Genomic DNA, 24138 nt, shown 5'->3' on the forward strand with positions numbered 1-24138 from the left:
ATGAATAATTCCACACAATTTGCCCAGGGTAGGGCGCTGGACGTGATCTGCCTGGGCCGCCTGGCGGTGGACCTGTACGCGCAGCAGATCGGCAGCACGCTGGAAGACGCGACGAGTTTCGCCAAGTACCTGGGCGGCTCGTCGGCGAATATCGCTTTCGGCACGGCCCGTTTGGGCTTGAAGTCCGCCATGCTGTCGAAAGTGGGCGACGACCACATGGGGCGTTTCCTCACCGACACCTTGGCGCAGGAGGGCTGCGACGTCAGCCATGTCGGCATCGACCGCGAGCGGCTCACCGCCCTGGTGATGCTGGGCATCAAGGATAAAGACACCTTCCCGCTGATTTTTTACCGTGAAAATTGCGCCGACATGGCCATCGACGCATCGTCGGTGGATGCGGCTTTCATTGCGTCGAGCAAGGCGCTGTTAATCACCGGCACGCATTTCTCCACGGCCGCCATGCACGCCGTCAGCACGCAGGCCTTGCAGCTGGCCCGCGCCAGTAATGTGCGCACCGTGCTCGACATCGATTACCGGCCCGTGCTGTGGGGTTTGTCCGGCAAGGCCGATGGCGAAACGCGTTTCGTCTCGAACGACGGCGTCACGCAACATCTGCAAGGCATCCTGCCGCAATTCGACCTGATCGTCGGCACGGAAGAGGAATTCATGATCGCCGGCGGCGGCGCGGACATCATGGCGTCCCTGCGCGCCGTGCGGGCCGCCACCCTGGCGACCCTCGTCGTCAAGCGCGGGCCGCTGGGCAGCGCCGTCATCGACAATGTGGTGCCGGCCAGCCTTGACGATGCATATAACTACCGTGGCGTGCGCGTGGAAGTGCTCAACGTGCTGGGCGCGGGCGACGCGTTTCTCTCGGGTTTCCTGAAAGGCTGGTTGCGCGGCGAGGATTACGAGGCCTGCTGCCGCTACGCGAATGGCTGCGGCGCCCTCGTCGTGTCGCGCCACGGCTGCGCGCCGGCCATGCCGTCGCCCGTCGAGCTCGACTATTTCCTCGCCAACGCGGCCAAGCTGACGCAGCCGGACCAGGACGCGACCTTGTCCCGGCTGCACCGCACGACGGTGGCGCGCAAGCAATGGAACGAATTGTGCGTGTTTGCCTTCGATCACCGCACGCAATTCTTTGAGCTGGCGCAACAGACGGGCGCGCCCGAGTCGGCTATTTGCGCCCTGAAGCAATTGATGGTGCAAGCTGTGGCGCAGACGGAAGCGGCCTTGCGACTGGCCGGCAAGACGGGCGTGCTGATCGATGGACGCTATGGCGTCGATGCGCTCAACGATGCGACGGGGCGCGGCTGGTGGATCGGCCGTCCCGTGGAATTGCCCGGTTCCAATCCGCTGCAATTCGACTGGGGCCGTTCCATCGGTTCGCATTTGCTCAGCTGGCCGAAGGAACACGTGATCAAATGCCTGGTGCAGCTGCATCCGGACGACGCCGTGGAAAACCGATTGGAACAGGAAGCGCAGATCAAGGCCCTGTACGACGCGGCGCAAGTGAGCGGTCACGAACTGTTGCTCGAAGTCATACCGTCGGAAGCCTTGCCGCACAGTGAAGACACGGTCTTGCGTGCCGTCAAGCGCCTGTACAACCTCGGTATCTACCCGGAATGGTGGAAACTGGAAAGTATGTCGGCCCAGCAATGGCAAGCGATCGATGCCCTGGTGCACGAGCGCGATCCGTATTGCCGGGGTGTCGTCTTGCTGGGCTTGAACGCGCCGATCGCCGCCCTGGCCGACAGTTTTGAACAGGCCAGTGCCAGCAGCACCTGCCGCGGCTTCATGGTGGGACGCACGATCTTCCAGGAACCGAGCCGCCGCTGGCTGGCCGGAGAGCTCGACGATGCGGGCCTGATCGCCGCCGTGCGCGCCAACTTCGAGCAGTTGATTTCCCTGTGGCAGCGCACGCGCAACCGCCTGGAGCGTGCAGCATGAGCGCCACCACCATCCGCTTGACCATGGCCCAGGCTTTGGTCCGCTACCTGGCCGCCTTGCGCACGGAGGACGGCGATGGTTCCCTGGTCCCGTTGTTCGGCGGCGCCTTCGCCATCTTTGGCCACGGCAACGTGGCCGGCATGGGCGAGGCGCTGTACCAGTACCGCGAATCCTTTCCCACCTACCGCGCGCACAATGAACAGGCGATGGCGCATTCGGCCATTGCCTATGCGAAAGCCCACATGCGCCGGCGCATGCTGGCCGTCACCAGTTCCATCGGCCCCGGCGCCACCAACCTGCTCACGGCCGCCGCGCTGGCGCACGTGAATCGCTTGCCCGTGCTCTTGTTGCCCGGCGACGTCTTCGTCTCGCGCGCGCCGGACCCGGTCTTGCAGCAGCTGGAAGATGGCACGGACGGCAGCGTGTCCGTCAACGATGCCTTCAAGCCGCTGTCGCGCTATTTCGACCGCATCGTCTATCCGGAGCAATTGCTCACGGCCTTGCCACGGGCGATTGCCGCCTTGACGGACCCGGCCGCCTGCGGCCCCGTCACCTTGTCCCTGCCGCAAGACGTGCAGACGATGGCGTATGACTATCCGGAAGAATTCTTTACGCCGCGCATCGTGCGTTTCCGCGCCGTGCCGCCCGTCGAGCAGGAACTGGAAGAGGCGGCCGCCTTGCTGAGCAACGCGAAACAGCCGCTGATCGTCGCCGGCGGCGGCGTGCTGTACGGCCAGGCCGGCGCCGCCCTGCAGGCGTTTGCCGAACGCCACGGCATTCCCGTGGCGGAAACCCAGGCCGGCAAGAGCAGCTTGCCGTGGGACCATCCATTGCAGCTGGGCGCCATCGGCGTCACCGGTTCGCCCGCCGCCAACGCGCTGGCGGCGCAGGCCGACGTCGTGCTGGCCGTCGGCACGCGCCTGCAGGATTTCACGACGGGCTCGAACTCGCTGTTTGCGCAGGCGCAATTGCTCAGCCTGAACGTCAACAACTTTGACGCCCTGAAACGCCGCGGCCTGGGCCTGCAGGCGGACGCGACACTCGGCTTGCAGGGCCTGTCGCGCCTGCTGGGTAGCTGGAACAGCGCGGGCCAGTGGCTGGACCGCGCGCAGCAGGAGGCGAATGCCTGGCGCGCCACCGTGGCATCCATTACCGGCAAGCGCGACGTCGCCGGCTTGCCGTACGACGGCGAAGTCATCGGCGCCGTGCAGCGTTCCGCTCCCGATTCCACCAGCCGCGACATCGTCGTCTGCGCGGCGGGCACCTTGCCGGCCGAACTGCATAAACTGTGGCGCACGGAAACGCCGGGTGGCTACCACATGGAATACGGCTATTCGTGCATGGGTTATGAAATCGCCGGCGGCCTCGGCGTCAAGATGGCGAAACCGGAAGCGGAAGTCATCGTCATGGTGGGCGACGGCAGCTACCTGATGATGAATTCGGAAATCGCCACCTCCGTCATGCTGGACAAAAAACTCATCATCGTGGTGCTCGACAACCGCGGCTACGGCTGCATCAACCGATTGCAGCAGGCCTGCGGCAATGCCTCGTTCAACAATATGCTGCCTGACAGCGCACCCGCCATCGACTTCGCCCTGCATGCGCGGTCGCTGGGCGCGCTGTCCGAACACGTGGCCGACATCGCCGAGCTGGAACAGGCCATGCTGCGCGCCCGCGCCGCCTCCCGCACGTATCTGATCTGCATCGATACGGACGACACGCGCACGACGCAAGAGGGCGGTTGCTGGTGGGAAGTGGCCGTGCCGGAAGTGTCCACTCAGCCCGCCGTGCAAGCTGCCCGTGCCCGTTATGAAAACGATCGCCTGAAACAAAGGAATTGAAATGACTACCTGGAATGTGAAGATCGGCATCAACCCGATCTCGTGGATGAACGACGATTTGCCGAGCCTGGGCGGCGAGACGCCCCTGGAAACGGCCCTGAAGGAAGGCGCCGAGATCGGCTATGTGGGTTTTGAGCTGGGCAACAAGTTTCCGAAAGACGCCCCGGCCCTGAATGCCGTGTTGGGCAAATACAATCTTGCGTGCGTCTCCGGCTGGTATTCGGGACGGCTGGCCCATCGCTCGGTCGAGGAAGAGATCGCCTCCGTCGGCCCGCACTTGCGCCTGCTGGCCGACAGCGGCGCCAGCGTCATGGTGTATGGCGAAGTGGCCGACGCCATTCAGGGCGAAGCCCGGCCGCTGTATAAACGCCCGCGTTTCCAGTCGCAGCAGCAATGGCAGGACTACGCCGACAAGCTGACGGCCTTTGCCAAGCACTTGCTCGACCACGGCGTGCGCCTGGCCTACCACCACCACATGGGCGCTTACGTGGAAACGCCGGCGGACGTGGACCAATTGATGGCCCTGACGGGACCGGAAGTGGGCTTGCTGTTCGACACGGGCCACATCACCTTTGCCGGCGGCGACGCGCTAGCGGTCTTGAACAAGCACATCGACCGGATTTGCCACGTGCATTGCAAGGACGTGCGCCCCAACGTGGTGAAACTGGCGAGAAATGGCCACTGGAGTTTTTTGCAAGCGGTGATCAATGGCGCCTTCAGTGTGCCCGGCGACGGCAGCATCGACTTTCCGGCCATTTTGACGCGGCTGTATCTGCACGGCTACGAAGGCTGGCTGGTGGTGGAGGCGGAGCAGGATCCGGCCGTCGCCCCCAGCTATCAGTATGCGAAGATGGGCCACGATTACCTGGCGCGCCTGGTTGACGCGATTCCCCGCCTGGGACGGGAGGCGGCATGAGCCCGCTGCTGGTCAAAGCGGCCAAGAACGGCGGCATGATCGTCGAGGTGACGCCCGAATCCGCCGGCTGGACGCATGTGGGCTTTGCCGCGCACCGGCTGGCGGCCGGCGAGAGCCTCAGCCTGGACACGGGCAAGCGCGAACTGTGCCTCGTCGTGCTGACGGGCACGGTGACCGTCACGGCGGGCGGGCAAGAGTGGCGCGCCATCGGCAATCGCCAGAGCGTGTTTGACGACGTCTCGCCGTATGCTGTGTATGTGCCGCTGGAAACGACGGTCAGCATCACGGCCGTGAACGCCGCCGAGGTCGCCCTGTGCAGCGCGCCGGCCACGACGCACCGCCCGGCGCGCCTGATCGAACCCTCCACCATGACGCGCTCCGTGCGCGGCAAGGGCGCCAATACCCGCTATGTGTGCGACATCCTGCCGCAGACGGCCGAGGCGGACGGCTTGCTGGTGGTCGAGGTGGTCACGCCGTCCGGCCACTCGTCGAGCTATCCGCCGCACAAGCACGACAGCGACAATATTCCAACCGAGAGTTCGCTGGAGGAAACGTATTACCACCGCCTGAACCCCGAGCAGGGCTTTGCCTTTCAACGGGTCTACACGGACGACCGTTCCCTCGACGAAGCCATGGCCGTGGAAAACCACGACGTGGTGATGGTGCCGCGCGGCTACCACCCCGTCACCGTGCCATATGGCTACGACGGCTATTACCTGAACGTGATGGCCGGCCCGCAACGCGTGTGGCATTTTAAAAACGACCCGGCCCATGACTGGCTGATGACGAAATAACCAAGGACAAGATAATGACGACCCCGACAATCGGCCACTTTATTGGTGGCAACCCCATGGCGTCGCGCGCGGAGCGCACGAGCGACGTTTTCAATCCCGCCACGGGAGCGATCGCGGCGCAGGTGGCGCTGGCGACGCCTGCCGAACTGAACGCCGCCGTGGCCGCCGCCCACGCGGCCTTTCCCGCCTGGTCGCAAACGTCCCCATTGCGCCGCGCCCGCGTCATGTTCAAGTTCAAGGAATTGCTGGAAGAACATGCGGACCAGCTGGCCGCCCTGATCACGGCCGAGCACGGCAAGGTATTCACGGATGCGAAAGGGGAAGTCACGCGCGGCATCGAAGTGGTGGAATTTGCCTGCGGCATCCCGCAGATGATGAAGGGCGAGTATTCGGAACAGGTGGCCGGCGGCATCGACGCCTGGTCGATCCGCCAGGCGCTCGGCGTCTGTGTCGGCATCACGCCGTTCAATTTTCCCGTGATGGTGCCGATGTGGATGTTCCCGATGGCCATTGCCTGCGGCAACACGTTTGTGCTGAAACCGTCGGAGCGCGACCCGTCGGCCAGCCTGCTGCTGGCGCAGCTGCTGACGGACGCGGGCTTGCCGGACGGCGTCTTCAACGTGCTGCAGGGAGACAAGGAAGCCGTGGACGGCTTGCTGCATCACCCGGACGTGCGCGCCGTCAGCTTTGTCGGTTCCACGCCGATCGCCGAGTATATTTATGCGACCGGCTGCGCGCAGGGCAAGCGCGTCCAAGCCTTGGGCGGCGCGAAAAACCACATGGTCGTCATGCCGGACGCGGACATTGCGCAGACGGTCGACGCCCTGATGGGCGCCGCGTTCGGTTCGGCCGGCGAGCGCTGCATGGCCATTTCCGTCGTCGTGGCGGTGGGCAACGTGGCCGACCAATTGGTCGAATCCTTGGTGCCGCGCATCGCGGCGTTAAAGATCACGCAGGGCATGGATCTGTCGGCCGAGATGGGGCCGGTGGTCACGCAGGTGCACAAGGAGAAGATCGCCGGCTACATCGCCAAGGGCGTGGAAGAGGGCGCCAAGCTCATCTGCGACGGGCGCGGTTTCGTCTTGCCCGGCCACGAAAAGGGCTTTTTCCTCGGCGGCAGCCTGTTCGACCACGTCACGCCGGAGATGACGATCTACAAAGAGGAAATCTTCGGCCCCGTGCTGTGCATCGTGCGCGTGCCCGATTTCACGGCGGCGCTGGACCTGGTCAATGCGCATGAATACGGCAACGGCACGGCCATCTACACGCGCGACGGCAATACGGCGCGCGAATACACGCACCGCGTGCAGGTGGGCATGGTGGGCGTCAACGTGCCGATCCCCGTGCCGATGGCCTTCCACAGCTTCGGCGGCTGGAAGCGCAGCCTGTTCGGCGACCACCACGCGCACGGTCCGGAATCGGTGCGTTTTTACACGAAGCAGAAGGCGGTGACGCAGCGCTGGCCGGCCTCGACGGCGGCCGGCGCCGAGTTTGCCATGCCGACCCTGAAGTAATTCCGTTGTAAAACCGGCTGGTTCGCTTCTTGCTTACTGCAATGGTTGTGTTTAGCCATTGCAGATCGCTCCCATGACGTCCAGCCGTACCCAGCCTTTGCGCATCGTCGTCGTCAACACTATTGTCGAGCACGGCGTGCACGAGAACGCGGCCTTGGCTGCCCAAGTGCAGCGCGGCAATGCCTTGCGCATCGGCTTGCTGGAATCGGGCTACGACATCGTCGCCTCCCTGCCAGCCGACCTCTACCTTCCCGAGCGCATCGCGCAGCTGCAGCCTGACCTCATCATCATCGACGCCGAATCGGATGCGCGCGACGTGCTCGAGCACATCGTCATCGCCACGCGCGACGAGCGCCGCCCCATCGTCCTGTTCACGGAAGACGGCGCCACGGCCAGCATCGACGCGGCCATGGCGGCCGGGGTGTCCGCCTATATCGTAGCCGGCCTGCATGCCGAGCGCATCTTGCCCGTGCTCAACGTGGCGCTGGCGCGCTTTCGTCAGGAAGAAAAATTGCGCGCCGAATTGCTCGACACGCGGCACAAGCTGCTCGAGCGCAAGGTGATCGAACGGGCCAAGGGCTTGCTGATGACGCATCACGGCTTGACGGAAGATCAGGCTTACCAGCGCTTGCGCAGCATGGCCATGAACAAGAAACTCAAATTGGCGGAAATTGCCCAGCGCATCCTCGACGTGGAGGACTTGCTGGGATGAAGAGCGCATTTCCTGACACATGCTGGTGCAGCGCACCATTGCGGTGCATTTTCAGCTGCCTGGGACAGGGCATGCCCGGGCACGGTCCTTGCTGCTCGATGGGCATGACCTTGCCCATGGCGGCGCGGAAAAATAGTACTTATCAGCAAGGAATGGTATGACACAGCAAGCGGGCGCCACTGCCCACACGATGCGGCCCCTGCAGCCGGAAAAGCAGACGATACGCATCGGCTATCTGCCGCTGACCGATTGCGCCTCGCTGGTGATGGCGTCGAAGCTGGGTCTCGATGAGAAATACGGCATCAAGATTGAACTGAGCCGGGAGATGTCGTGGGCCGGCGTGCGCGACAAATTGCAAAACGGCGAACTCGACGCCGCCCACGTGCTGTACGGCCTCGTGTATGGCGTGCAGATGGGCATCGGTGGGCAGCAGCGCGACATGGCCGTGCTGATGAACCTCAATCACAGCGGCCAGGCCGTGACATTGTCGGCGGCGCTGGCGCGCGAGGGCGCCCACGATGGTCCCACCCTGGCGCGCCACATGCGGGCCGCGGCGCGGCCATTTGCGTTCGCGCATACTTTCCCGACCGGCAACCACGCGATGCTGCTGCAATACTGGCTGGCGGCGCACGGCATCGATCCGCTGCGCGACGCGCGCGTGATGACCGTGCCCCCGTCGCAGATGGTGGCGGCATTGCGCGCGGGCCAGATGGATGGCTTTTGCGCTGGCGAACCGTGGGGCTACAAGGCCATCGTCGACGGCGTGGGCGTGATGGCCGTCACCAGCGGCGCCATCTGGCCCGACCATCCGGGCAAGGTGCTGGGCACCAGCGCCGCGTTTGCGCAGCAGCATCCGAACAGCTGCCGCGCCCTGATCGCCGCCGTGCTCGAGGCGGGACGCTGGATCGACGCCAGCGATGCCAACCGGCTGGCCATGGCGGCCACCCTGGCCGATCCCGCTTACCTGAACACGCCGCAGGAAACCTTGGCGCCGCGCATTCTCGGCCATTACCAGGATGGCCTGGGCAAGACCTGGGACGAGGCGCACGGCTTGAAGTTCTACGGCGATGGCGCCGTCAATTTCCCGTATCTGTCCGACGGCATGTGGTTCATGACCCAGCACCGGCGCTGGGGCTTGCTGCGCGACGAACCCGATTACCTGGCGGTGGCAAGGCAAGTCAACCGCATCGACCTGTACCGCCAGGCGGCGGAAATGACGGCAACGCCCTTGCCCGCCTCACCGATGCGCAGTTCGACCCTGTGCGACGGCGTCGTGTGGGACGGCAGCGCGCCGGAAGCGTACGCGGCATCGTTTGCCATCGGCCATTTTTTCTGATTGGAGACTGCATCATGGCGCAATGTGGAAGCGTAACCCTGGTTGGCGCCGGTCCCGGCGATCCGGACTTGCTGACGATCAAGGCAGTAAAAGCCATCGCCAGCGCCGACGTGGTGCTGATCGACGACCTCGTCAATCCAGCCGTCCTCGCCCATGCTTCGCCCGGCGTGCGCGTGGTCGAGGTGGGCAAGCGGGGCGGCTGCGCCTCCACGCCGCAAGCCTTCATCGAGCGCCTGATGCTGCTTGACGCCCGCGCCGGCCTGCACGTGGTGCGCCTGAAAGGGGGCGACCCGTATCTGTTCGGGCGCGGCGGCGAAGAGCGCGCCTATCTGCGCAGCCACGGCGTGGCCGTCGAGGTGATCCCCGGCATCAGCAGCGGCCTGGCCGCACCAACGGCCATCGGCGTGCCGCTCACGCACCGCGGCTGGAGCCAGGGCGCCATCTTCGTCACAGGTCACGGCAAGGACAGCGCTTCCGAGCCGAACTGGGCGGCCCTGGCGCAGAGCAAGCTCACCCTCGTCATCTACATGGGCGTGGCCCGGGTGGCGGCCATCCAGGCCGGCTTGCTGGCCGGCGGCATGGCGCCCGGCACGCCCGTGGCCGTGGTGCAATCGGCCAGCCTGCCGGCGCAGCGCCAGTTGCTGAGCACCTTGCAGGAGCTGCCCGACGACTTGCTGGCCAGCGGCCTGGGCAGCCCCAGCATCATCGTCGTGGGCGAGGTGGTGCGCTGCGCCGATGCGTGGGATGCGCATGGCGCGCCGGGCGTGTTCGCTGCCACCGGACGCTAGCGGATCGGCAGGGCCACGGGACGGATGGGGGCCGCGTCGCCGCCGCGGAATTTCAATGAGGCGCCGATGAAGGCGAACTGGTAGACCTTGTCGCGCGACAAGGCTTCCAGGTCGACCAGTTCCAGGATGGGCGTGCCCTGCTGCGCCAGCAGATAGGTGTGCACGGGCAGGTAATTGCCCGCCACTTCGGACGGAAACGCCTCGAAACTGAGGTTGTCCGCGCCCACCACCATGGCGCCGCCGTCTTCGACGAGGAATTTCGCCGCATCGAGCGACAGGCCGGGCGGATTGGCCATGTAGGTGTGCGCCTGCTCATAGTGCTGCATGCGGCCCGTGCGTATCAGCACCACATCGCCTTTTTCCAGCGTCACCTTCTGTTGCGCCAGTGCGGCGCGCAAGTCCTGCCGCGTCACCCGGTAATTGTCGGGCAATTGCGACAGACCCTTGGCCACGGCCACGTCGATCAGCACGCCGCGCGCGACGATCGGCGGCAGCTTTTCCGCGCCCGTCACGGTCCAGCCCCGGTCGCCCAGATATTGTTCCTCCGTAAAACCGTTCCAGATCTTGCCGTTCAAGCCGAAGTGGTTCAAGGCGTCGATATGCGTGCCCATGTGCGCATACATGGACACGGCCGAGCCCGTGTAGCTGACGTGGCGGTTCATCTGTTCGCCCACGTTCATAGAGTCGGCCACCACATTGCCTTTCGGCGTGTGCGTCATCCACATCTGGTAGGGCGGGTCGCCTGCCGCCTGCCAGCTGGGCATGCCGATATAGAAATCGACGGCCAGGTCATAGCTCTTGCCGCCGTCGATGCGGGCCAGGATGGCGGCGCGCGAGGCCGGCGTCATCAGGTTCAGGCGGCCGATTTCATCCTTCGGGCCCCAGGGGCTGAGGCCCACCTCGGGCAGGGCGGCTTGCACTGTCCCTGCCAGCAGGGCCAGCAGCAGGGTCGTCAGGGTGGCGGATGGTTTGAACATGGGGTACTCCTTGCGTGACATGAATGAAGAAGCCACCATCATATTATTTTCAATGCCAATGATAATCAGCGATAAAATAATAAGATATTCAACTAAATGGAAAGAATCATGGATGTCCTGGCGCACATGCGCGTGTTTCGCAAGGTGGTCGAGCGCGACAGCTTCAGCAAGGCGGCGCAGGATTTGAATCAGTCGGCGGCGGCCATCAGCAAGCAGGTGCGCCAGCTCGAAGCGCGCCTGGGAACGCTGCTGCTGGTGCGCACGACACGCCGTATGAGTCTGTCGGATGGCGGGCGGGCCTATTATCTTGAATGCTGCCGCCTGCTCGATGAAATCGATGCGCTGGAACTGGCCACGCGCGGCTGCGCCGGCAAGATGGCGGGGCGGCTGCGCGTGAATGCGCCGCTGTCGTTTGGCCTGAAGGTGCTGTCGCCCTTGCTGCCGGACTTCATGGCCCGCTATCCGGACGTCAGGATAGAGATGACCCTGGACGACCGCCTGCGCGACGTGGTGGGCGAGGGCTATGACGTGTCGCTGCGCATCCGCGCCGCGCTGGCCGATTCGTCCCTGGTGGCGCGCCGCCTGGGTGACGTCGAGCAGATGATTTGCGCATCGCCGGCCTACCTGGCGCGCCGCGGCACGCCGCGGCAGGCGCAGGACTTGCACGGCCATGATTGCCTGGCCTACCGCCTGGCCGACAGTCCCGGCGTCTGGCAGCTGGACGGCCCGGAAGGGGCGAGCAGCATCGTGCTGCCCGTGCGCTTTTCCGCCGACAGCAGCCTGCTGCTGGCCGATATGCTGGTGGCGGGCATCGGCGTCGGGGCGCTGCCGTCGTTCGTCGCCGCGCCGCTGCTGGCCAGCGGCGCCCTGGTGCGCGTACTGCCGTCGCACGGCATGGCCAGGCGTGGCGTGTATGCCTTGACGCCCGATGGACGCCATGTGCAGGAAAAGGTGCGCGCCTTTTGCGACTTCCTGGCCGTGGCGCTGCAGGGGGCCTAGGTACCCGGTGTTTTCCAGTGCAACCATCCTGCGCGCTTTTTTTCTTGCACAAGCGCGTCGGGCATGAGCTTTGATAGTATCCTCGTACTTGCTGGGCGGCCGGTGCGCCGCACATTCGAGGAAACCGGAATAAGCGATCGACAATGCACACTTTGAGCAAGGGCGAGGCGGTAACGGGCTACAGGATATGGGCGGGGGGGCTGCTGCTGGCCCTTGCGGTGGGCGGTGCCCTGTATGCGGGCGCGGCGCGCACGGTCAATGACGACGCCGAACAGCGTTTCGACAATCTCACGCATGGCGCCCAGCATAGCCTGATCACGCGCGTAAAAAGCTATTCCGACCTGCTGCGCGGCCTCGAGGCCCTGTTCCGCACCAGCGAGCACCTGACGCGCCGCCAGTTCCACGATTACGTGGCCGGCCTCGATATCGTGCGCCAGTTCCCGGCCATCGAATCGGTCAACTACGCGGCGGCCGTCCCGTCAGCGCAGCGCGACGCCTTCATCGAGGCCGTGCGCCGCGACACCAGCCTGGCGCCGCGCGGCTATCCCGCTTTCACCATCCGGCCTGCGGGCGAGCGGCCTGAATACACGGTGCTCACCTACCTGGAGCCCGATTCCCTGCTGGCCGAACGCATGGGCGTCGATATCGGCGCCAACCCGCTGGTGGCGCTGTCGCTGGCGCAGGCCCGCGACAGCGGCCAGGTCAGCGCATCGGGGCAGGTGATCATGATCAAGGGGCCGCCCGCGCATGTGGGCCTGGGCATGCGCCTGCCCGTGTATCGCAATGGCATGCCGCAGGGCAGCGTGGCCGAGCGCCGCGCCGCCTACCAGGGGTCCGTCGGCATCGGCTTTGGCGTGGCGCAGCTGGTGCACAGCGCGCTCGAACGCAGCGCCCTGGAACCGCTGCACCTGACCCTGTACAGCGCGGCCGACCCTTTGACGGCCGGCGGGCCCCTGTCCATCACGCCGCAGGACCGCCTGCTGTTCAACGATGACGGCGACTTGGCGGCGGCGCCGCCGCAACCGGGCAGCGATGCCGACTATTTCGACCAGGTGCTGCCCGTCGCTTACCAGGGCGGCCTGTGGAAAGCCCATTTCCGCGTGCGCAAGGCGGAGCTGTACAGCCCCTTCGACCGCTATTTTCCATGGCTGGCGCTGGGCGTCGGCGTCGCCGGCACCCTGCTCATTTACGGCTATATCTTTACCTTGTACCGCTCGCGCCGCAACGCGGTGGCGCAGCGCACCCTGCTCGATACGGTGCTCGACAGCGTCGACGCCTACGTCTACATGAAGGATGCCGACCTGCGCTACCGCTACGTGAATGCGCGCACGGCAACCATCCTGGGCCGTCCGGCGGAGCAGCTGATCGGCCGCCAGGATGGCGAGTTGATGCTCGGCGATGCGGCCGCCGCCGCGCAGCGCACGGAGCGCCAGGTCTTCGACAGCGGCGCCAAGTTCGTCGGCGAGGAGCGCTTCGTCGATGCGCAGGGCCAGGTGCATCACCTGTGGAGCGTGAAGGTGCCGCTGGGCTTGCCCGGTCCCGTCACGGGCCTGATCGGCCTGTCCACCGACGTGACGGAACTGCACCGCCTGAAAGAGCAGGCCGACGCGGCCAGCCAGGCCAAGAGCGACTTCCTGTCGAACATGAGCCATGAAATCCGCACGCCGATGAACAGCATCATCGGCATGGCCCACCTGGCGCTGAAATCGGTGGCCGATGCGCGCCAGCGCGACTATCTGCAGAAAATCTTCCATTCGGGCCAGCATCTGCTGGGCCTGATCAACGACATTCTCGATTTTTCCAAGATCGAGGCGGGCAAGCTGGAACTGGAAGTGCTGGACTTCCGTCTCGACACCCTGCTGGCAAACATTGCCAGCCAGCTGGGCGACGCGGCCGCCGTCAAGGGCCTGGTGCTGCAGTTCGATATCGCGTCCGAGCTGCCGCAGCGCTGGCGCGGCGACCCGCTGCGCCTGGAGCAAGTCTTGCTGAACCTGACCAGCAACGCCATCAAGTTTTCCGACAACGGCAGCATCTTCGTGCGCGTGCGCCAGTCCGAGGAGCGCGGCAGCTACGGCATGCTGCGCTTCGAGGTGCAGGACCGGGGCATCGGCATGAAGCAGGAAGAGGTGGCGCAGCTGTTCCGCTCCTTCCACCAGGCCGACCCGTCGACCACGCGCAAGTATGGCGGCAGCGGCCTGGGGCTGGTGATCAGCAAGCAGCTGGTGGAGCTCATGGGCGGCAAGGTGGGCGTGTACAGCCAGCCGGGCCTGGGCAGCACCTTCTGGTTCACTGCGCGCCTGGAGAAAAGCGCGCAGGCGGCCGACGAGGGTATCGCCGAAGTCGAGCCGGAAGTGCTGGGGGTGATACGCGGCGCGTCCATCCTGCTGGTGGAAGACAACATCTTCAGCCAGCAGGTGGGCTGCGAATTGCTGGAAGACGCGGGCGCCACCGTCTGCGTCGCCTGCAATGGCCGCGAGGCGCTGGAATTGCTGGCGCGCCAGCGCTACGACTGCGTGCTGATGGACGTACAGATGCCGGAGATGGACGGCTTCGAGGCGACGCGCCGCATCCGCGCCGACCCGCAACTTGCCGGCCTGCTGGTGATCGCCATGACGGCCAACGCGGGCAGCGAAGACCGCGCCCGCTGCCTGGAGGCGGGCATGGATGAATTCGTGACCAAGCCGATCGCCCCGAATCTGCTGTTTCACCTGCTGGCGAAATGGTTTCGCCTGCGTGGCGGCATCGGCGGCATCGGCCGCGACAGGCTGGCGGCGGCATCGACACCGCCGACAGCGCCGCCATCGGACGTCGCGCCGGAGTTGCGCGACACGGCCATCCTCGACCTGGCCACCCTGGCGCTCACTTTCAGCAATGACGCCGTGAAGATGCGCAAGTACACCCAGCTGTTTCTCGACACGGCGCGCGATGGCATCGCCGAAATGGAGCAAGCCATGGCGCTGGAAGACCTGGGGCGCCTGGCCGACCTGGGACACCGCAGCAAATCGTCGGCGCTGGCCGTGGGCGCCCATGCCTTCGCCGCCCTGTGCCTGTCGATCGAAGGCTTGCGCCTGGGCGGCGACCTGCAGCAGGCGCGCGCCTTGCTGGCGGCGCTCGGGCCGGCGCTGGCGCAGGTGGCGGAACAAATTTCCATGGAATTTGCCGCCAGCGACGCCCCTTGAGGCAGGCAGCGGCGATAATAGGCGTTTGACGTCTCCGGCCACCGGGCCGGAGACGCGGCAACCCATCGGATCAGCATGCATACACCCGTCACGCCCGGCCTCCTCATCCTGCATGGCAACCAGCTGGAACAGCTGCGCGCCGCCGTCTTCCAATGGCTGCGCCAGCATCCGCTGGCGCCGCTGGAAACGGATATCTTCCTGGTGCAGTCGAACGGCGTGGCCGAATGGCTGAAGATCGCCCTGGCCGAGGAGATGGGGGTGTGCGCCGCCACGCGCATCGCGCTGCCGGCGCGCCTGCTGTGGGAAAGCTACCGGGGCATGCTGGGACGCGAGCGCGTCCCGCGCGTGTCGCCGTTCGATAAATCCCCGCTGACCTGGCGTCTGATGCGGCTGTTGCCCTCGCTGCTGGCCGAGCCGGTGTTTGCGCCGTTGCGCTACTTCCTCGCCGATGGCGATAGCGAACGCCGGCTGCAGCTGGCCGAGCGCCTGGCCGACTTGTTCGACCAGTACCAGGTCTACCGCGCCGACTGGCTGGCCGACTGGGCGGCCGGGCGCGACCAGCTGCGCACGGCGCGCGGGGAAGCCATCGTCTTGAAGGAAGACCAGCGCTGGCAGGCGCAGTTGTGGCGCGCCGTGAGTGCCGACGTCGAGGCCTTCGAGCGCGACACGGGCCGGGCCGACATCCATGACGCCTTCCTGGCGGCGATCGCCTCCGGCGATGCACCGCTTGGCAAGCTGCCGCGCAGGGTGGTGCTGTTCGGCGTGTCGGCCTTGCCGTACCAGACCTTGCAGGCGCTGGCCGCGCTGGCGCGCCACACGCAGGTGTTGCTGGCCGTGCCGAACCCGTGCCAGTTCTACTGGGGCGACATCATCGACGGGCGCGACTTGCTGCGCGCGCAAAACAAGCGCCAGCGGCAGCGCAACGGCACCGACCTGGCGCAAATTCCGCTCGAAGAACTGCATGCGCACAGCCACCCGCTGCTGGCCAGCTGGGGCAGGCAAGGGCGCGATTTCATCCGCATGCTCGACGAATTCGACGAACACGCGCAAGCCGAAGGGCGCGACGACAGCCTGCGCATCGACCTGTTTGGCGAGGAGACGGGCGAAACCCTGCTGCAGCAGGTGCAGGTGGCCATCCGCGAACTGCGTCCGCTGGCCGAACACGAACAAACGCCGCCCGACGCCGCCGACCGCTCGATCGAATTTCACGTGGCGCACAGCGTGCAGCGCGAAGTGGAAGTGCTGCACGACCAGCTGCTGGCCATGTTCGCGCACAGCGCCGAAACGGGCTTGCGTCCGCGCGACGTGGTGGTGATGGTGCCCGACATCGACACGTTTACGGCCGCCATCCACGCCGTTTTCGGCCAGTACCGGCGCAACGACGAGCGCTTCATTCCGTTCGAGATCGGCGACGTGAAGGACCGCAGCGTCAACCCGCTGCTCGTCGCGCTCGAGTGGCTGCTGCAGCTGCCGCAGCAGCGCTGCCGCCAGAGCGAAGTGCGCGACCTGCTCGACGTGCCCGCGCTGGCGGCCCGCTTTGGCCTGCAGCCGGACGACCTGGCCACCCTGGGCGCCTGGATCGAAGGGGCGGGCGTGCGCTGGGGCCTGGACCAGGCGCACCGCGCCGGCCTGGGGCTGGGCGCGGCCGGGGAACAGAATGCGTGGATCTTCGGCGTGCGGCGCATGCTGCTCGGCTATGCCAGCGGCAGTGGCGCCAGCTTCGGCGGCATCGAACCGTATGCGGAAGTGGGCGGCCTCGATGCGGCGCTGGCGGGCTCGCTGGCGCAGCTGGTCGAGGCGCTGCTGCACTGGCGCACCGTGCTGGCCGGCGCCTGCACGCCAGCCGAATGGGGCGTGCAGGCGCGCGCGCTGCTGGCCGCCTTTTTCGACGCCGACGACGAGGGCGACCGCCTGACCCTGGCACAGCTGGAAGGCGCCTTGCAGGGCTGGCTGGAAACCTGCGAGCATGCGGGTTTTGTCGAGCCGGTGCCGCTGTCCGTGCTGCGCGTGGCGTGGCTGGGCGCGCTCGACGAGCCGACCCTGAACCACCAGTTCGTCTCCGGCGGCGTGACCTTCTGCACCTTGATGCCGATGCGCGCCGTGCCGTTCCGCGTCGTCTGCCTGCTGGGCATGAACGACGGCGACTTCCCGCGCCGCGCGCAGAAGGCCGATTTCGACCTGCTGGCGCTGCCCGGCATGGCGCGCCCGGGCGACCGCTCGCGCCGCGACGACGACCGCTACCTGATGCTCGAAGCCTTGCTGGCCGCGCGCGACAAACTGTACGTGAGCTGGGTGGGGCGCAATGTGCGCGACAATTCCGAGCAGCCGCCGTCCGTGCTGGTGTCGCAGTTGCGCGATTACCTGGCCGCCGGCTGGTCGCTGGACCGGCACCTTGTATCGCTGACCACCGAGCATGCGCTGCAGCCGTTCAGCCGCCGCTATTTCGAGGCCGATGGCTTGCTGACTTATGCGCGCGAATGGCGCGTGGCGCATGCCGATGCGGAGGCGCAGGCCGCCGCGTTGCCGCTGGGGCCCTACGAACTCGATCCCGGCACGCGTCTGAAACTGGGCGAGCTGGCGAGCTTTTTGCGCCAGCCCGTCAAATACTTCTTCCGCCGCCGCTTGAGCGTGTATTTTGCCGATGCGGCCATGCTGGGCGAGGATGAAGAGCCGTTCGGCCTGAATGCGCTCGAGCGCTATCTGCTGGAAGACACCATGCTCGATGACGGCGGCGCCGTGGAAGCACTCGACGACGTGCGCGCCAGCCTGGAGGCGCGCGCGGAGAAGCTGGCGCGCGAAGGCGTGCTGCCCATCGGCCTGATCGGCCGGCAAGTGCAGGCGCAACTGGTCGAGGCCCTGGTGCCCGTGCGCAGCGCGTGGCTGTCCCTGCGCGCCTCGTTCCCGCTGGCGGCCGACAAGCGCGCCATCAACCTGCCGTTCGGCGAGGTGCAGATCGACGACTGGCTCGACAGATTGTGCAGCAACGGCCAGGAGACGGCCTGGCTGATGCAGATTTCCTCGAAGGTGACGGACAAGGGCGGCCTGGCGCGCGGCGACAAGCTGATGCTGATGTGGCTGCGCCAGCTGGCCGCCGCCGCCCTCGGCTTTCCCGTCACCGGCTACCTGGTGGCGCGCGACGCCATCGTCAGCATGGCGCCGCTCGATCCGGCCAGTTCGCGTGACGCGCTGGCCACCCTGCTGGCGCTGTGGCGCGAAGGCATGAACCATCCCTTGCCCACGGCCTGCAAGACGGGCCTGGCGCTGGTGCAGCAGGGCGACCCGCGCGCCGTATACGATGGCGGCTTCGACATGTCGGGCGAGCGCGCGGAACTGTGTCTGGCGCGCCTGTGGCCCGAGTTCTCCGCGCTGGCCGCGGAGGAAGCATGGGAAGACTGCACGCGCGAGCTGTATGGCCCGCTGGCCGACTGGCTGCAACAGCACATCACGATCGACCCGATCAGCGCGCCCTTCGACGGCGCGGGAGAAGAACAATGACGAGCCATCTGCTCAACCCCCTGGCGTTCCCGCTGCACGGCTCGCGCCTGATCGAAGCCTCGGCCGGCACGGGCAAGACCTGGACCATCGCCGCGCTGTACGTGCGGCTCGTGCTGGGACACGGCGACGACGACAGCCGCTTCACGCGTCCCTTGCTGCCGGCCGACATCCTCGTGATGACGTTTACGCGCGCCGCCACGCGCGAACTGTCGAACCGCGTGCGCGAGCGCCTGATCGAGGCGGCCGCCTATTTTCGGCACGAATCTGGCATTGAATCCGGCGGCAGCGACCCGTTTCTCGACGCCTTGCTCGAATCCTATCCTGACGAGAGCGAACGGCAAAAGGCCGCGCACCGGCTGATGCTGGCCGCCGAGACGATGGATGAAGCGGCCATCTTCACCATCGACGCCTGGTGCCAGCGCATGCTGCGCGAGCACGCGTTCGACAGCGGCAGCCTGTTCGATGAAGAACTGGTCAGCGACGAGCAGGCGCTGTTCGAGGATGCGGCCCACGATTACTGGCGCCAGCAAGTCTATCCCTTGCCGCCGCAGGCGCTCGACGTGCTGCTGGCCTGCTGGCCCGACGTCGGGGCGCTGAAGAAAGGCGCACGCGAGCTGGCGCGCCGCGCGGACATCATGCGCATGGCTGACGACGAGCCGCTGTCCACGCTGATCGCGCGCGAACAGCGGGCGCTGGCCGCGCAGCTGGCCACCCTGAAGGCGGGCTGGGTCGAGCGCGTGGACCAGATGGCTGCCTGGATCAACGAGCACCGCGCCGCCAATCCCAAGTGTTTTAACGGCGTCAAGATGAAGCCGGAAAACCTGACGAAATGGTTCGACGGCTTGCGCCGCTGGGCGCAGGATCCGCTGTTGCTGCTGCCGGCCATCACGGCCAAGGCGTGGGAGCGCCTGACGCCGTTCGGCATCGAGGATGCGTTTGCCAAGAGTTTCACGGCGCAGGTGCCCGCGTGCTTCGAACATACGGAGGCGCTGGGAATCGCCCTGGCGGCCTTGACGCCGCTGGCGCACAAGCTGCACCTGCATGCGGCGGCGGCCATCGCGCGGCGCATGGACCAGTTAAAACGCCAGTCGCGCCAGTTCGGCTTTGCCGACATGCTGCAGCGCCTGCACGACGCGCTGGCCGGCGAAAACGGCGCGGCCCTGCGCCAGCGCATCGTCGACCAGTATCCGCTGGCGATGGTCGACGAATTTCAGGATACGGCGCCGGCCCAGTACCAGATCTTCAACCTGCTGTACCGCATCGCCGACAACGACCCGGCCCTGGGCCTGTTCCTGATCGGCGACCCGAAACAGTCGATCTACGGCTTTCGCGGCGCCGACATCCAGAGCTACCTGGCGGCGCGCCGTGCGACGACCGGCCGCCACTACCAGCTGGGCACCAACTACCGCTCGACGGCGCCGCTGGTGGCGGCCGTCAACCAGCTGTTCCTGCACGCGGAACGCGCCGAGGTGCCGGCTGGCGCCTTCCGCTACCGCAAAAACGGCGAGAATCCGCTGCCCTTCGAGGCCGTCGACGCCAAGGGCCGCGCCGAGCACCTGGTGAACGCCGGCGGCCCGCTGCCGGCCCTGCTGGCCGCCTGCGCCAGCGATGAAGCGCTGCGCGGCGACAGCTACCGCGAGTATTTCGCGCAGCACTGCGCCGAGCACATCGTCGCCATGCTGGGCGATGCGCAAGCCGGTTTCGACGGTCCGGACGGCTTCGTGCGGCTGCAGCCGGCCGATATCGCCATCCTCGTGCGCGACCGCAAGGAGGCGGCGGCCATCCGCCGCGCGCTGGCGCGCCGCCGGGTCGCCAGCGTGTATTTGTCCGACAAGGATTCCGTCGTCGACAGCGAGGAAGCGGCCGACGTGCTGCGCTGGCTGGCGGCGCTGGCCAACCCGCTCGACGGGGGACTGGCGCGCGCCGCCTTTGCCACGCGCACCATCGGCCTGTCGCTGGGCGAGCTGGCGCGCCTGTCGAGCGATGAACTGGAATGGGAGCGCCGCGTCGAGCAACTCAAAGCCTTGCACCTGATCTGGCAGCGCCAGGGCGTGCTGGCCATGCTGCGTCGCTTCATCCACGAGCTGCAGCTGCCGGCCATGCTGCTGCAGCAGACGGGCGGCGAGCGGCGGCTGACGAACCTGCTGCACCTGGCCGAACTGCTGCAATCGGCCAGCCGCCAGCTCGATGGCGAGCAGGCGCTGATACGCTGGCTGGCCGAGCAGATCGCCGGCGAAGGCGAGGGCGGCGACGAGCGCGTGCTGCGCCTGGAAAGCGACGCGGAGCTGGTGAAGGTCATCACCGTGCACAAATCCAAGGGCCTCGAGTATCCGCTCGTGTATCTGCCGTTCGCCGTCACGGCGCGCAAGGTCGATAAACGCAACCGCAGTTTCTTCGACTATGCGGATGAAAAAGGCGAGCGCCGTCTCGATCTGTCCCTGTCCGACGAGGCGATGGCGGCGGTCGAAGAGGCGCGCATCGAGGAAGACTTGCGCCTGCTGTACGTGGCGCTGACGCGCGCGCGCCACTTCCTGTGGCTGGGCGTGGCCGCCCAGGCGGCGCGCAAGGCGGGCGAGAATACCTTGCACGAATCGGCGCTCGGCTACCTGCTGACGGGCGGCGACAAGCTGCCGTCCGACCAGCTGCTGCTGCGCTGGCAGCAGGTGGCGGGCAGCTGCGACGCCATCTATGTGAGCGCGCTGGCGCAGCCCGACGCCTGCACGGTGCTCGACCGCATCGAGCGGCGCCCCGAGCTGCGTCCCGCGCCCGTGTTCGCGGGCGAGTTCGAGCGCGACTGGTCGGTGGGCAGCTTTACCTCGCTCACGCGTCAGATCGGCGCCGTGGCGGCCGCGCACGTGCCGCAGCGGGCGCTGGAAGAGACCTTGCTGGAAGATGGCACGGCCGTGGCCGTGGCCGTGGCCGCGCCGATGCAAATGGGCGACGCGCCCTGGCACCGCTTCCCGCGCGGTTCCGTGCCGGGTAACTTCCTGCACGAGCAGCTCGAGTGGATGGGCAGCGAAGGTTTCGACAGCGTTCACGACGCCAATTTCACTACGCGCCTGGCCGCGCGCTGCGAACGGGCTGGCTGGGGCCACCGCCAGGAAGACGCCATCGCCTGGCTCAGGGAAATCGCCGTCACGCCGCTGCCGCTGCTCGATGCCTCGCTGTCGCAGCTGGACAGCACGCTGTCCGAGATGGAGTTCTGGTTCCCCAGCGAGCATCTGTCCACGGGGGCGCTCGACCAGCTGTGCACGCGCCTGCTGCTCGATGGCGCGCCGCGTCCCGTGCTGCCGCGGCGCCAGCTGCACGGCATGCTGAAAGGCTTTGCCGACCTGGTCATCGAACGGGATGGCCGCTATTGGGTGCTCGACTACAAGTCGAACGCGCTGGGCGCCAACGACGCGGCCTACCACACGGCCGCGCTGGCCGCCGGCATGGCGCAGCACCGCTACGATATCCAGGGCGCCATCTACATGCTGGCCCTGCACCGGCTGCTGAAAAGCCGACTTGGCGACGCCTACGACCCGGCCGAACACCTGGGCGGCGCCATCTTCCTCTTCCTGCGCGGTATCGCGAATGGGGACACGCATGGCTGCTACTGGCTGGCGCCGCAGCTGGAACTGCTGGACGGCCTCGATCAACTGTTAGAAGAAACGGAACACCATGCGGCATGACGCACAGATGAATGCTTTGTTGACCCATGTCGACGGCGTCGCCGGGGATGGCCATCTGCGCCGCCTGAGCGCCGCCTTTGCCCGCTTCATCGCCAGCCTGGACGAGGATGCGCCGCATGCGTCCGCCGTCGCCGTGGCGTGCGTGGTGCTGTCCGAACTGGAAGGGCGGGGCCACAGCTGCCTGATGCTGGCGGACCTGGCCAGCGAACCGTCGCAGCTGCTGGGCTGGAGCGAGGAGCTGTGGCATGGCGTGCTGGCCGTTGCCGGCCCGCTGCCGGACAGCGCCGCCGGCTGGCGCGCGCTGCTGGCCGGCGCAGCGCAGGTGTGGCAGGTGGGCGCGGCCGACGTGCGCCAGCCGCTGGTGCTCGATGGCGACCGTTTGTACCTGCGCCGCTACTGGCGCGACGAAACCCTGGTCGGTGAAAAGATCGCCGTGCGCGCGCAGGATTTGACGAATCCGCCGCTGGCGCAGGTGCGGCAATGGCTCGACATCCTGTTCGACCAGCCGACCCAGGACGGTGGCCCGGACTGGCAAAAGGTGGCGTGCGGCGTCGCCTTGCGCGGCAAGGTGGCCATCATCACGGGCGGCCCGGGCACGGGCAAGACGTACACGGTGGCGAGCCTGTTGACTTTGCTGTTTGCCGTCTCGCCGCAGCCGGAGCAGCTGCGCATCGCGCTGGCCGCGCCGACGGGCAAGGCGGCCGCGCGATTAAAACAGTCGATCGACAAGGCGCTGGAAGGCTTGGCGGCGAAGGCGGGTGATGCCTTGCCCCTGCCGGAACTGGCGCGGCGCATGGGCGCGGCGCGCACCCTGCACAGCTTGCTGGGCGCGCGGCCCGATACGCGCGCCTTTGCGCACCACGCGGGCAATCCGCTCGACGTGGACGTGCTGATCGTCGATGAAGCGTCGATGGTGCACCTGGAGATGATGGCGTCGGTGCTCGACGCCTTGCCGCCGACGGCGATCCTGATCCTGCTGGGCGACAAGGATCAACTGGCGTCGGTGGAGGCGGGCGCCGTGCTGGGCGACTTGTGCCACGACGCGCAGGCGGGCGGCTACACGGACGCCACCATCGCGTATGCGCAGGCGGCCAGCGGCGTGGCCATTCCGCACGCCTTCGCGGGAGCGGCCGGCGCGCTGGCGCAGCAGACGGTGATGCTGCGCCACAGCCACCGTTTCAGCGGCCCGATCGGCGAACTGGCGCTGGCCGTGAATGCCGGCAGGCCCGACCTGGCCAGGGCCTGCTTCGCCGCCGACAGCGGCGGCCAGCTGGCGTGGAACGTGCCGGCGCAGCAGGAAGACGTGCTGCGCCTGGCCTTGCGCGGACGTCTTGATGCGCCGGGCGGCTATCAGCCTTACCTGGCGCTGGTGAACGCGGGCGAAGCGGCGTACGCGCAGCATGACGACTGGGTGCGCGCCGTGCTGCACAGTTTTGAATCGTTCCGCATCCTGTGCGCCGTGCGCGAAGGCGAGTGGGGCGTGGCGGGCCTGAACACGGCCATCGAACTGCGGCTGGAAAAGGAAGGGCTGATACGCCGCAGCGAATGGTATGTGGGCCGTCCCGTGATGGTCACGCGCAACGATTACGGCACGGGCGTGTTCAATGGCGACATCGGCTTGACCTTGCGCGACCCGGCGCGGCCGGGATCACTGCGCGTGTACTTCCTGGAAGGCGAGAACGTGCGCAGCGTGCTGGCCACGCGTTTGCGCCACGTGGAGACGGCGTTCGCCATGACGGTGCACAAGTCGCAGGGTTCGGAATTTCGCCACACGGTGCTGGTGCTGCCGCAGGAAGGCGGCGCCATGCTGGCGCGCGAACTGGTCTACACGGGCATCACGCGCGCGCGCGATTTCTTTACCCTCGTCTCGCCCACGCAGGCCGTGCTGTTCGACGCGATTTTGCGCCGCACGCAGCGCGCCAGCGGGCTGAGAGGGTTGATCGGCTGATGGCTTGACAGGGTTCGA

The 24138-nt window shown here is 66.8% G+C and carries 14 protein-coding genes; 13 read left to right on the top strand and 1 reads right to left on the bottom strand.

Translation table 11 applies throughout. The features are described from left to right. The 8 genes from ACQ4W4_RS17990 (at window position 1) to cobA (ending at window position 9848) form a co-directional block, all read left to right on the top strand. Window positions 1-1947 (top strand): bifunctional 5-dehydro-2-deoxygluconokinase/5-dehydro-2-deoxyphosphogluconate aldolase, encoded by a 1947-nt coding sequence (locus ACQ4W4_RS17990; RefSeq protein WP_436543150.1) that lies wholly within the window; start codon window positions 1-3, stop codon window positions 1945-1947. Then, entirely contained in the window at window positions 1944-3788 is a 1845-nt protein-coding gene (gene iolD / locus ACQ4W4_RS17995) for a 3D-(3,5/4)-trihydroxycyclohexane-1,2-dione acylhydrolase (decyclizing) (RefSeq protein WP_436543151.1), read from the top strand. The genes ACQ4W4_RS17990 and iolD overlap by 4 nt, the downstream gene beginning before the upstream one ends. Window position 3789: 1 nt before the next feature. Next, window positions 3790-4704, top strand: a complete 915-nt coding sequence (iolE, locus tag ACQ4W4_RS18000; RefSeq protein WP_436543152.1) for a myo-inosose-2 dehydratase — start codon at window positions 3790-3792, stop codon at window positions 4702-4704. After that, entirely contained in the window at window positions 4701-5498 is a 798-nt protein-coding gene (iolB, locus tag ACQ4W4_RS18005) for a 5-deoxy-glucuronate isomerase (RefSeq protein ID WP_436543153.1), read from the top strand. Before iolE ends, iolB begins: the two co-directional genes overlap by 4 nt. A gap of 14 nt (window positions 5499-5512) precedes the next feature. After that, window positions 5513-7012 carry a CoA-acylating methylmalonate-semialdehyde dehydrogenase gene (locus ACQ4W4_RS18010; protein ID WP_436543154.1) on the top strand — a complete coding sequence of 500 codons (1500 nt, stop codon included), beginning with the start codon at window positions 5513-5515 and terminating at the stop codon, window positions 7010-7012. Window positions 7013-7085: 73 nt separating this feature from the next. Then, window positions 7086-7724: an ANTAR domain-containing response regulator gene (locus ACQ4W4_RS18015; RefSeq protein WP_070291249.1), complete on the top strand. Its 639-nt coding sequence runs from the start codon at window positions 7086-7088 to the stop codon at window positions 7722-7724. Between the two features lie 157 nt (window positions 7725-7881). Then, window positions 7882-9060 carry a CmpA/NrtA family ABC transporter substrate-binding protein gene (locus ACQ4W4_RS18020; RefSeq protein WP_436543155.1) on the top strand — a complete coding sequence of 393 codons (1179 nt, stop codon included), beginning with the start codon at window positions 7882-7884 and terminating at the stop codon, window positions 9058-9060. 14 nt (window positions 9061-9074) lie between these two features. Continuing rightward, entirely contained in the window at window positions 9075-9848 is a 774-nt protein-coding gene (gene cobA, locus ACQ4W4_RS18025; protein ID WP_436543156.1) for a uroporphyrinogen-III C-methyltransferase, read from the top strand. On the opposite strand, the gene ACQ4W4_RS18030 is transcribed toward cobA, so the two are convergent. Further along, window positions 9845-10825, bottom strand: a complete 981-nt coding sequence (locus tag ACQ4W4_RS18030) for a cyclase family protein (RefSeq protein WP_436543157.1) — start codon at window positions 10823-10825, stop codon at window positions 9845-9847. The two genes, cobA and ACQ4W4_RS18030, sit on opposite strands and share 4 nt — an antisense overlap. A 108-nt stretch (window positions 10826-10933) precedes the next feature. On the opposite strand from ACQ4W4_RS18030, the gene ACQ4W4_RS18035 reads away from it, so the two are divergent. The 5 genes from ACQ4W4_RS18035 to recD all read left to right on the top strand — a co-directional run bounded on the left by ACQ4W4_RS18035 (window position 10934) and on the right by recD (window position 24120). Further along, complete coding sequence (locus ACQ4W4_RS18035; protein ID WP_436543158.1) at window positions 10934-11824, top strand: LysR family transcriptional regulator; 891 nt, start codon at window positions 10934-10936, stop codon at window positions 11822-11824. 143 nt (window positions 11825-11967) lie between these two features. After that, a complete protein-coding gene (locus tag ACQ4W4_RS18040; RefSeq protein WP_436543159.1) occupies window positions 11968-15003 on the top strand; it encodes a CHASE domain-containing protein in 3036 nt (1011 codons plus the stop codon). Window positions 15004-15078: 75 nt separating this feature from the next. Next, complete coding sequence (recC, locus tag ACQ4W4_RS18045; RefSeq protein WP_436543160.1) at window positions 15079-18498, top strand: exodeoxyribonuclease V subunit gamma; 3420 nt, start codon at window positions 15079-15081, stop codon at window positions 18496-18498. After that, window positions 18495-22172: an exodeoxyribonuclease V subunit beta gene (recB, locus tag ACQ4W4_RS18050; protein WP_436543161.1), complete on the top strand. Its 3678-nt coding sequence runs from the start codon at window positions 18495-18497 to the stop codon at window positions 22170-22172. The genes recC and recB overlap by 4 nt, the downstream gene beginning before the upstream one ends. Window positions 22173-22179: 7 nt before the next feature. Then, a complete protein-coding gene (gene recD, locus ACQ4W4_RS18055) occupies window positions 22180-24120 on the top strand; it encodes an exodeoxyribonuclease V subunit alpha (protein ID WP_436543162.1) in 1941 nt (646 codons plus the stop codon). The last annotated feature ends 18 nt before the right edge of the window (window positions 24121-24138 follow it).

Origin of the sequence: Janthinobacterium glycogeni (genome assembly GCF_051380725.1) — a bacterium.
GTDB lineage: Bacteria > Pseudomonadota > Gammaproteobacteria > Burkholderiales > Burkholderiaceae_D > Janthinobacterium.

Coding starts and splice junctions, on each gene's coding strand:
- ACQ4W4_RS17990 (WP_436543150.1), top strand. CDS start 1: ATGAATAATTCCACACAATTTGCCCAGGGTAGGGCGCTGGACGTGATC.
- iolD (WP_436543151.1), top strand. CDS start 1,944: ATGAGCGCCACCACCATCCGCTTGACCATGGCCCAGGCTTTGGTCCGC.
- iolE (WP_436543152.1), top strand. CDS start 3,790: ATGACTACCTGGAATGTGAAGATCGGCATCAACCCGATCTCGTGGATG.
- iolB (WP_436543153.1), top strand. CDS start 4,701: ATGAGCCCGCTGCTGGTCAAAGCGGCCAAGAACGGCGGCATGATCGTC.
- ACQ4W4_RS18010 (WP_436543154.1), top strand. CDS start 5,513: ATGACGACCCCGACAATCGGCCACTTTATTGGTGGCAACCCCATGGCG.
- ACQ4W4_RS18015 (WP_070291249.1), top strand. CDS start 7,086: ATGACGTCCAGCCGTACCCAGCCTTTGCGCATCGTCGTCGTCAACACT.
- ACQ4W4_RS18020 (WP_436543155.1), top strand. CDS start 7,882: ATGACACAGCAAGCGGGCGCCACTGCCCACACGATGCGGCCCCTGCAG.
- cobA (WP_436543156.1), top strand. CDS start 9,075: ATGGCGCAATGTGGAAGCGTAACCCTGGTTGGCGCCGGTCCCGGCGAT.
- ACQ4W4_RS18030 (WP_436543157.1), bottom strand. CDS start 10,825: ATGTTCAAACCATCCGCCACCCTGACGACCCTGCTGCTGGCCCTGCTG.
- ACQ4W4_RS18035 (WP_436543158.1), top strand. CDS start 10,934: ATGGATGTCCTGGCGCACATGCGCGTGTTTCGCAAGGTGGTCGAGCGC.
- ACQ4W4_RS18040 (WP_436543159.1), top strand. CDS start 11,968: ATGCACACTTTGAGCAAGGGCGAGGCGGTAACGGGCTACAGGATATGG.
- recC (WP_436543160.1), top strand. CDS start 15,079: ATGCATACACCCGTCACGCCCGGCCTCCTCATCCTGCATGGCAACCAG.
- recB (WP_436543161.1), top strand. CDS start 18,495: ATGACGAGCCATCTGCTCAACCCCCTGGCGTTCCCGCTGCACGGCTCG.
- recD (WP_436543162.1), top strand. CDS start 22,180: ATGAATGCTTTGTTGACCCATGTCGACGGCGTCGCCGGGGATGGCCAT.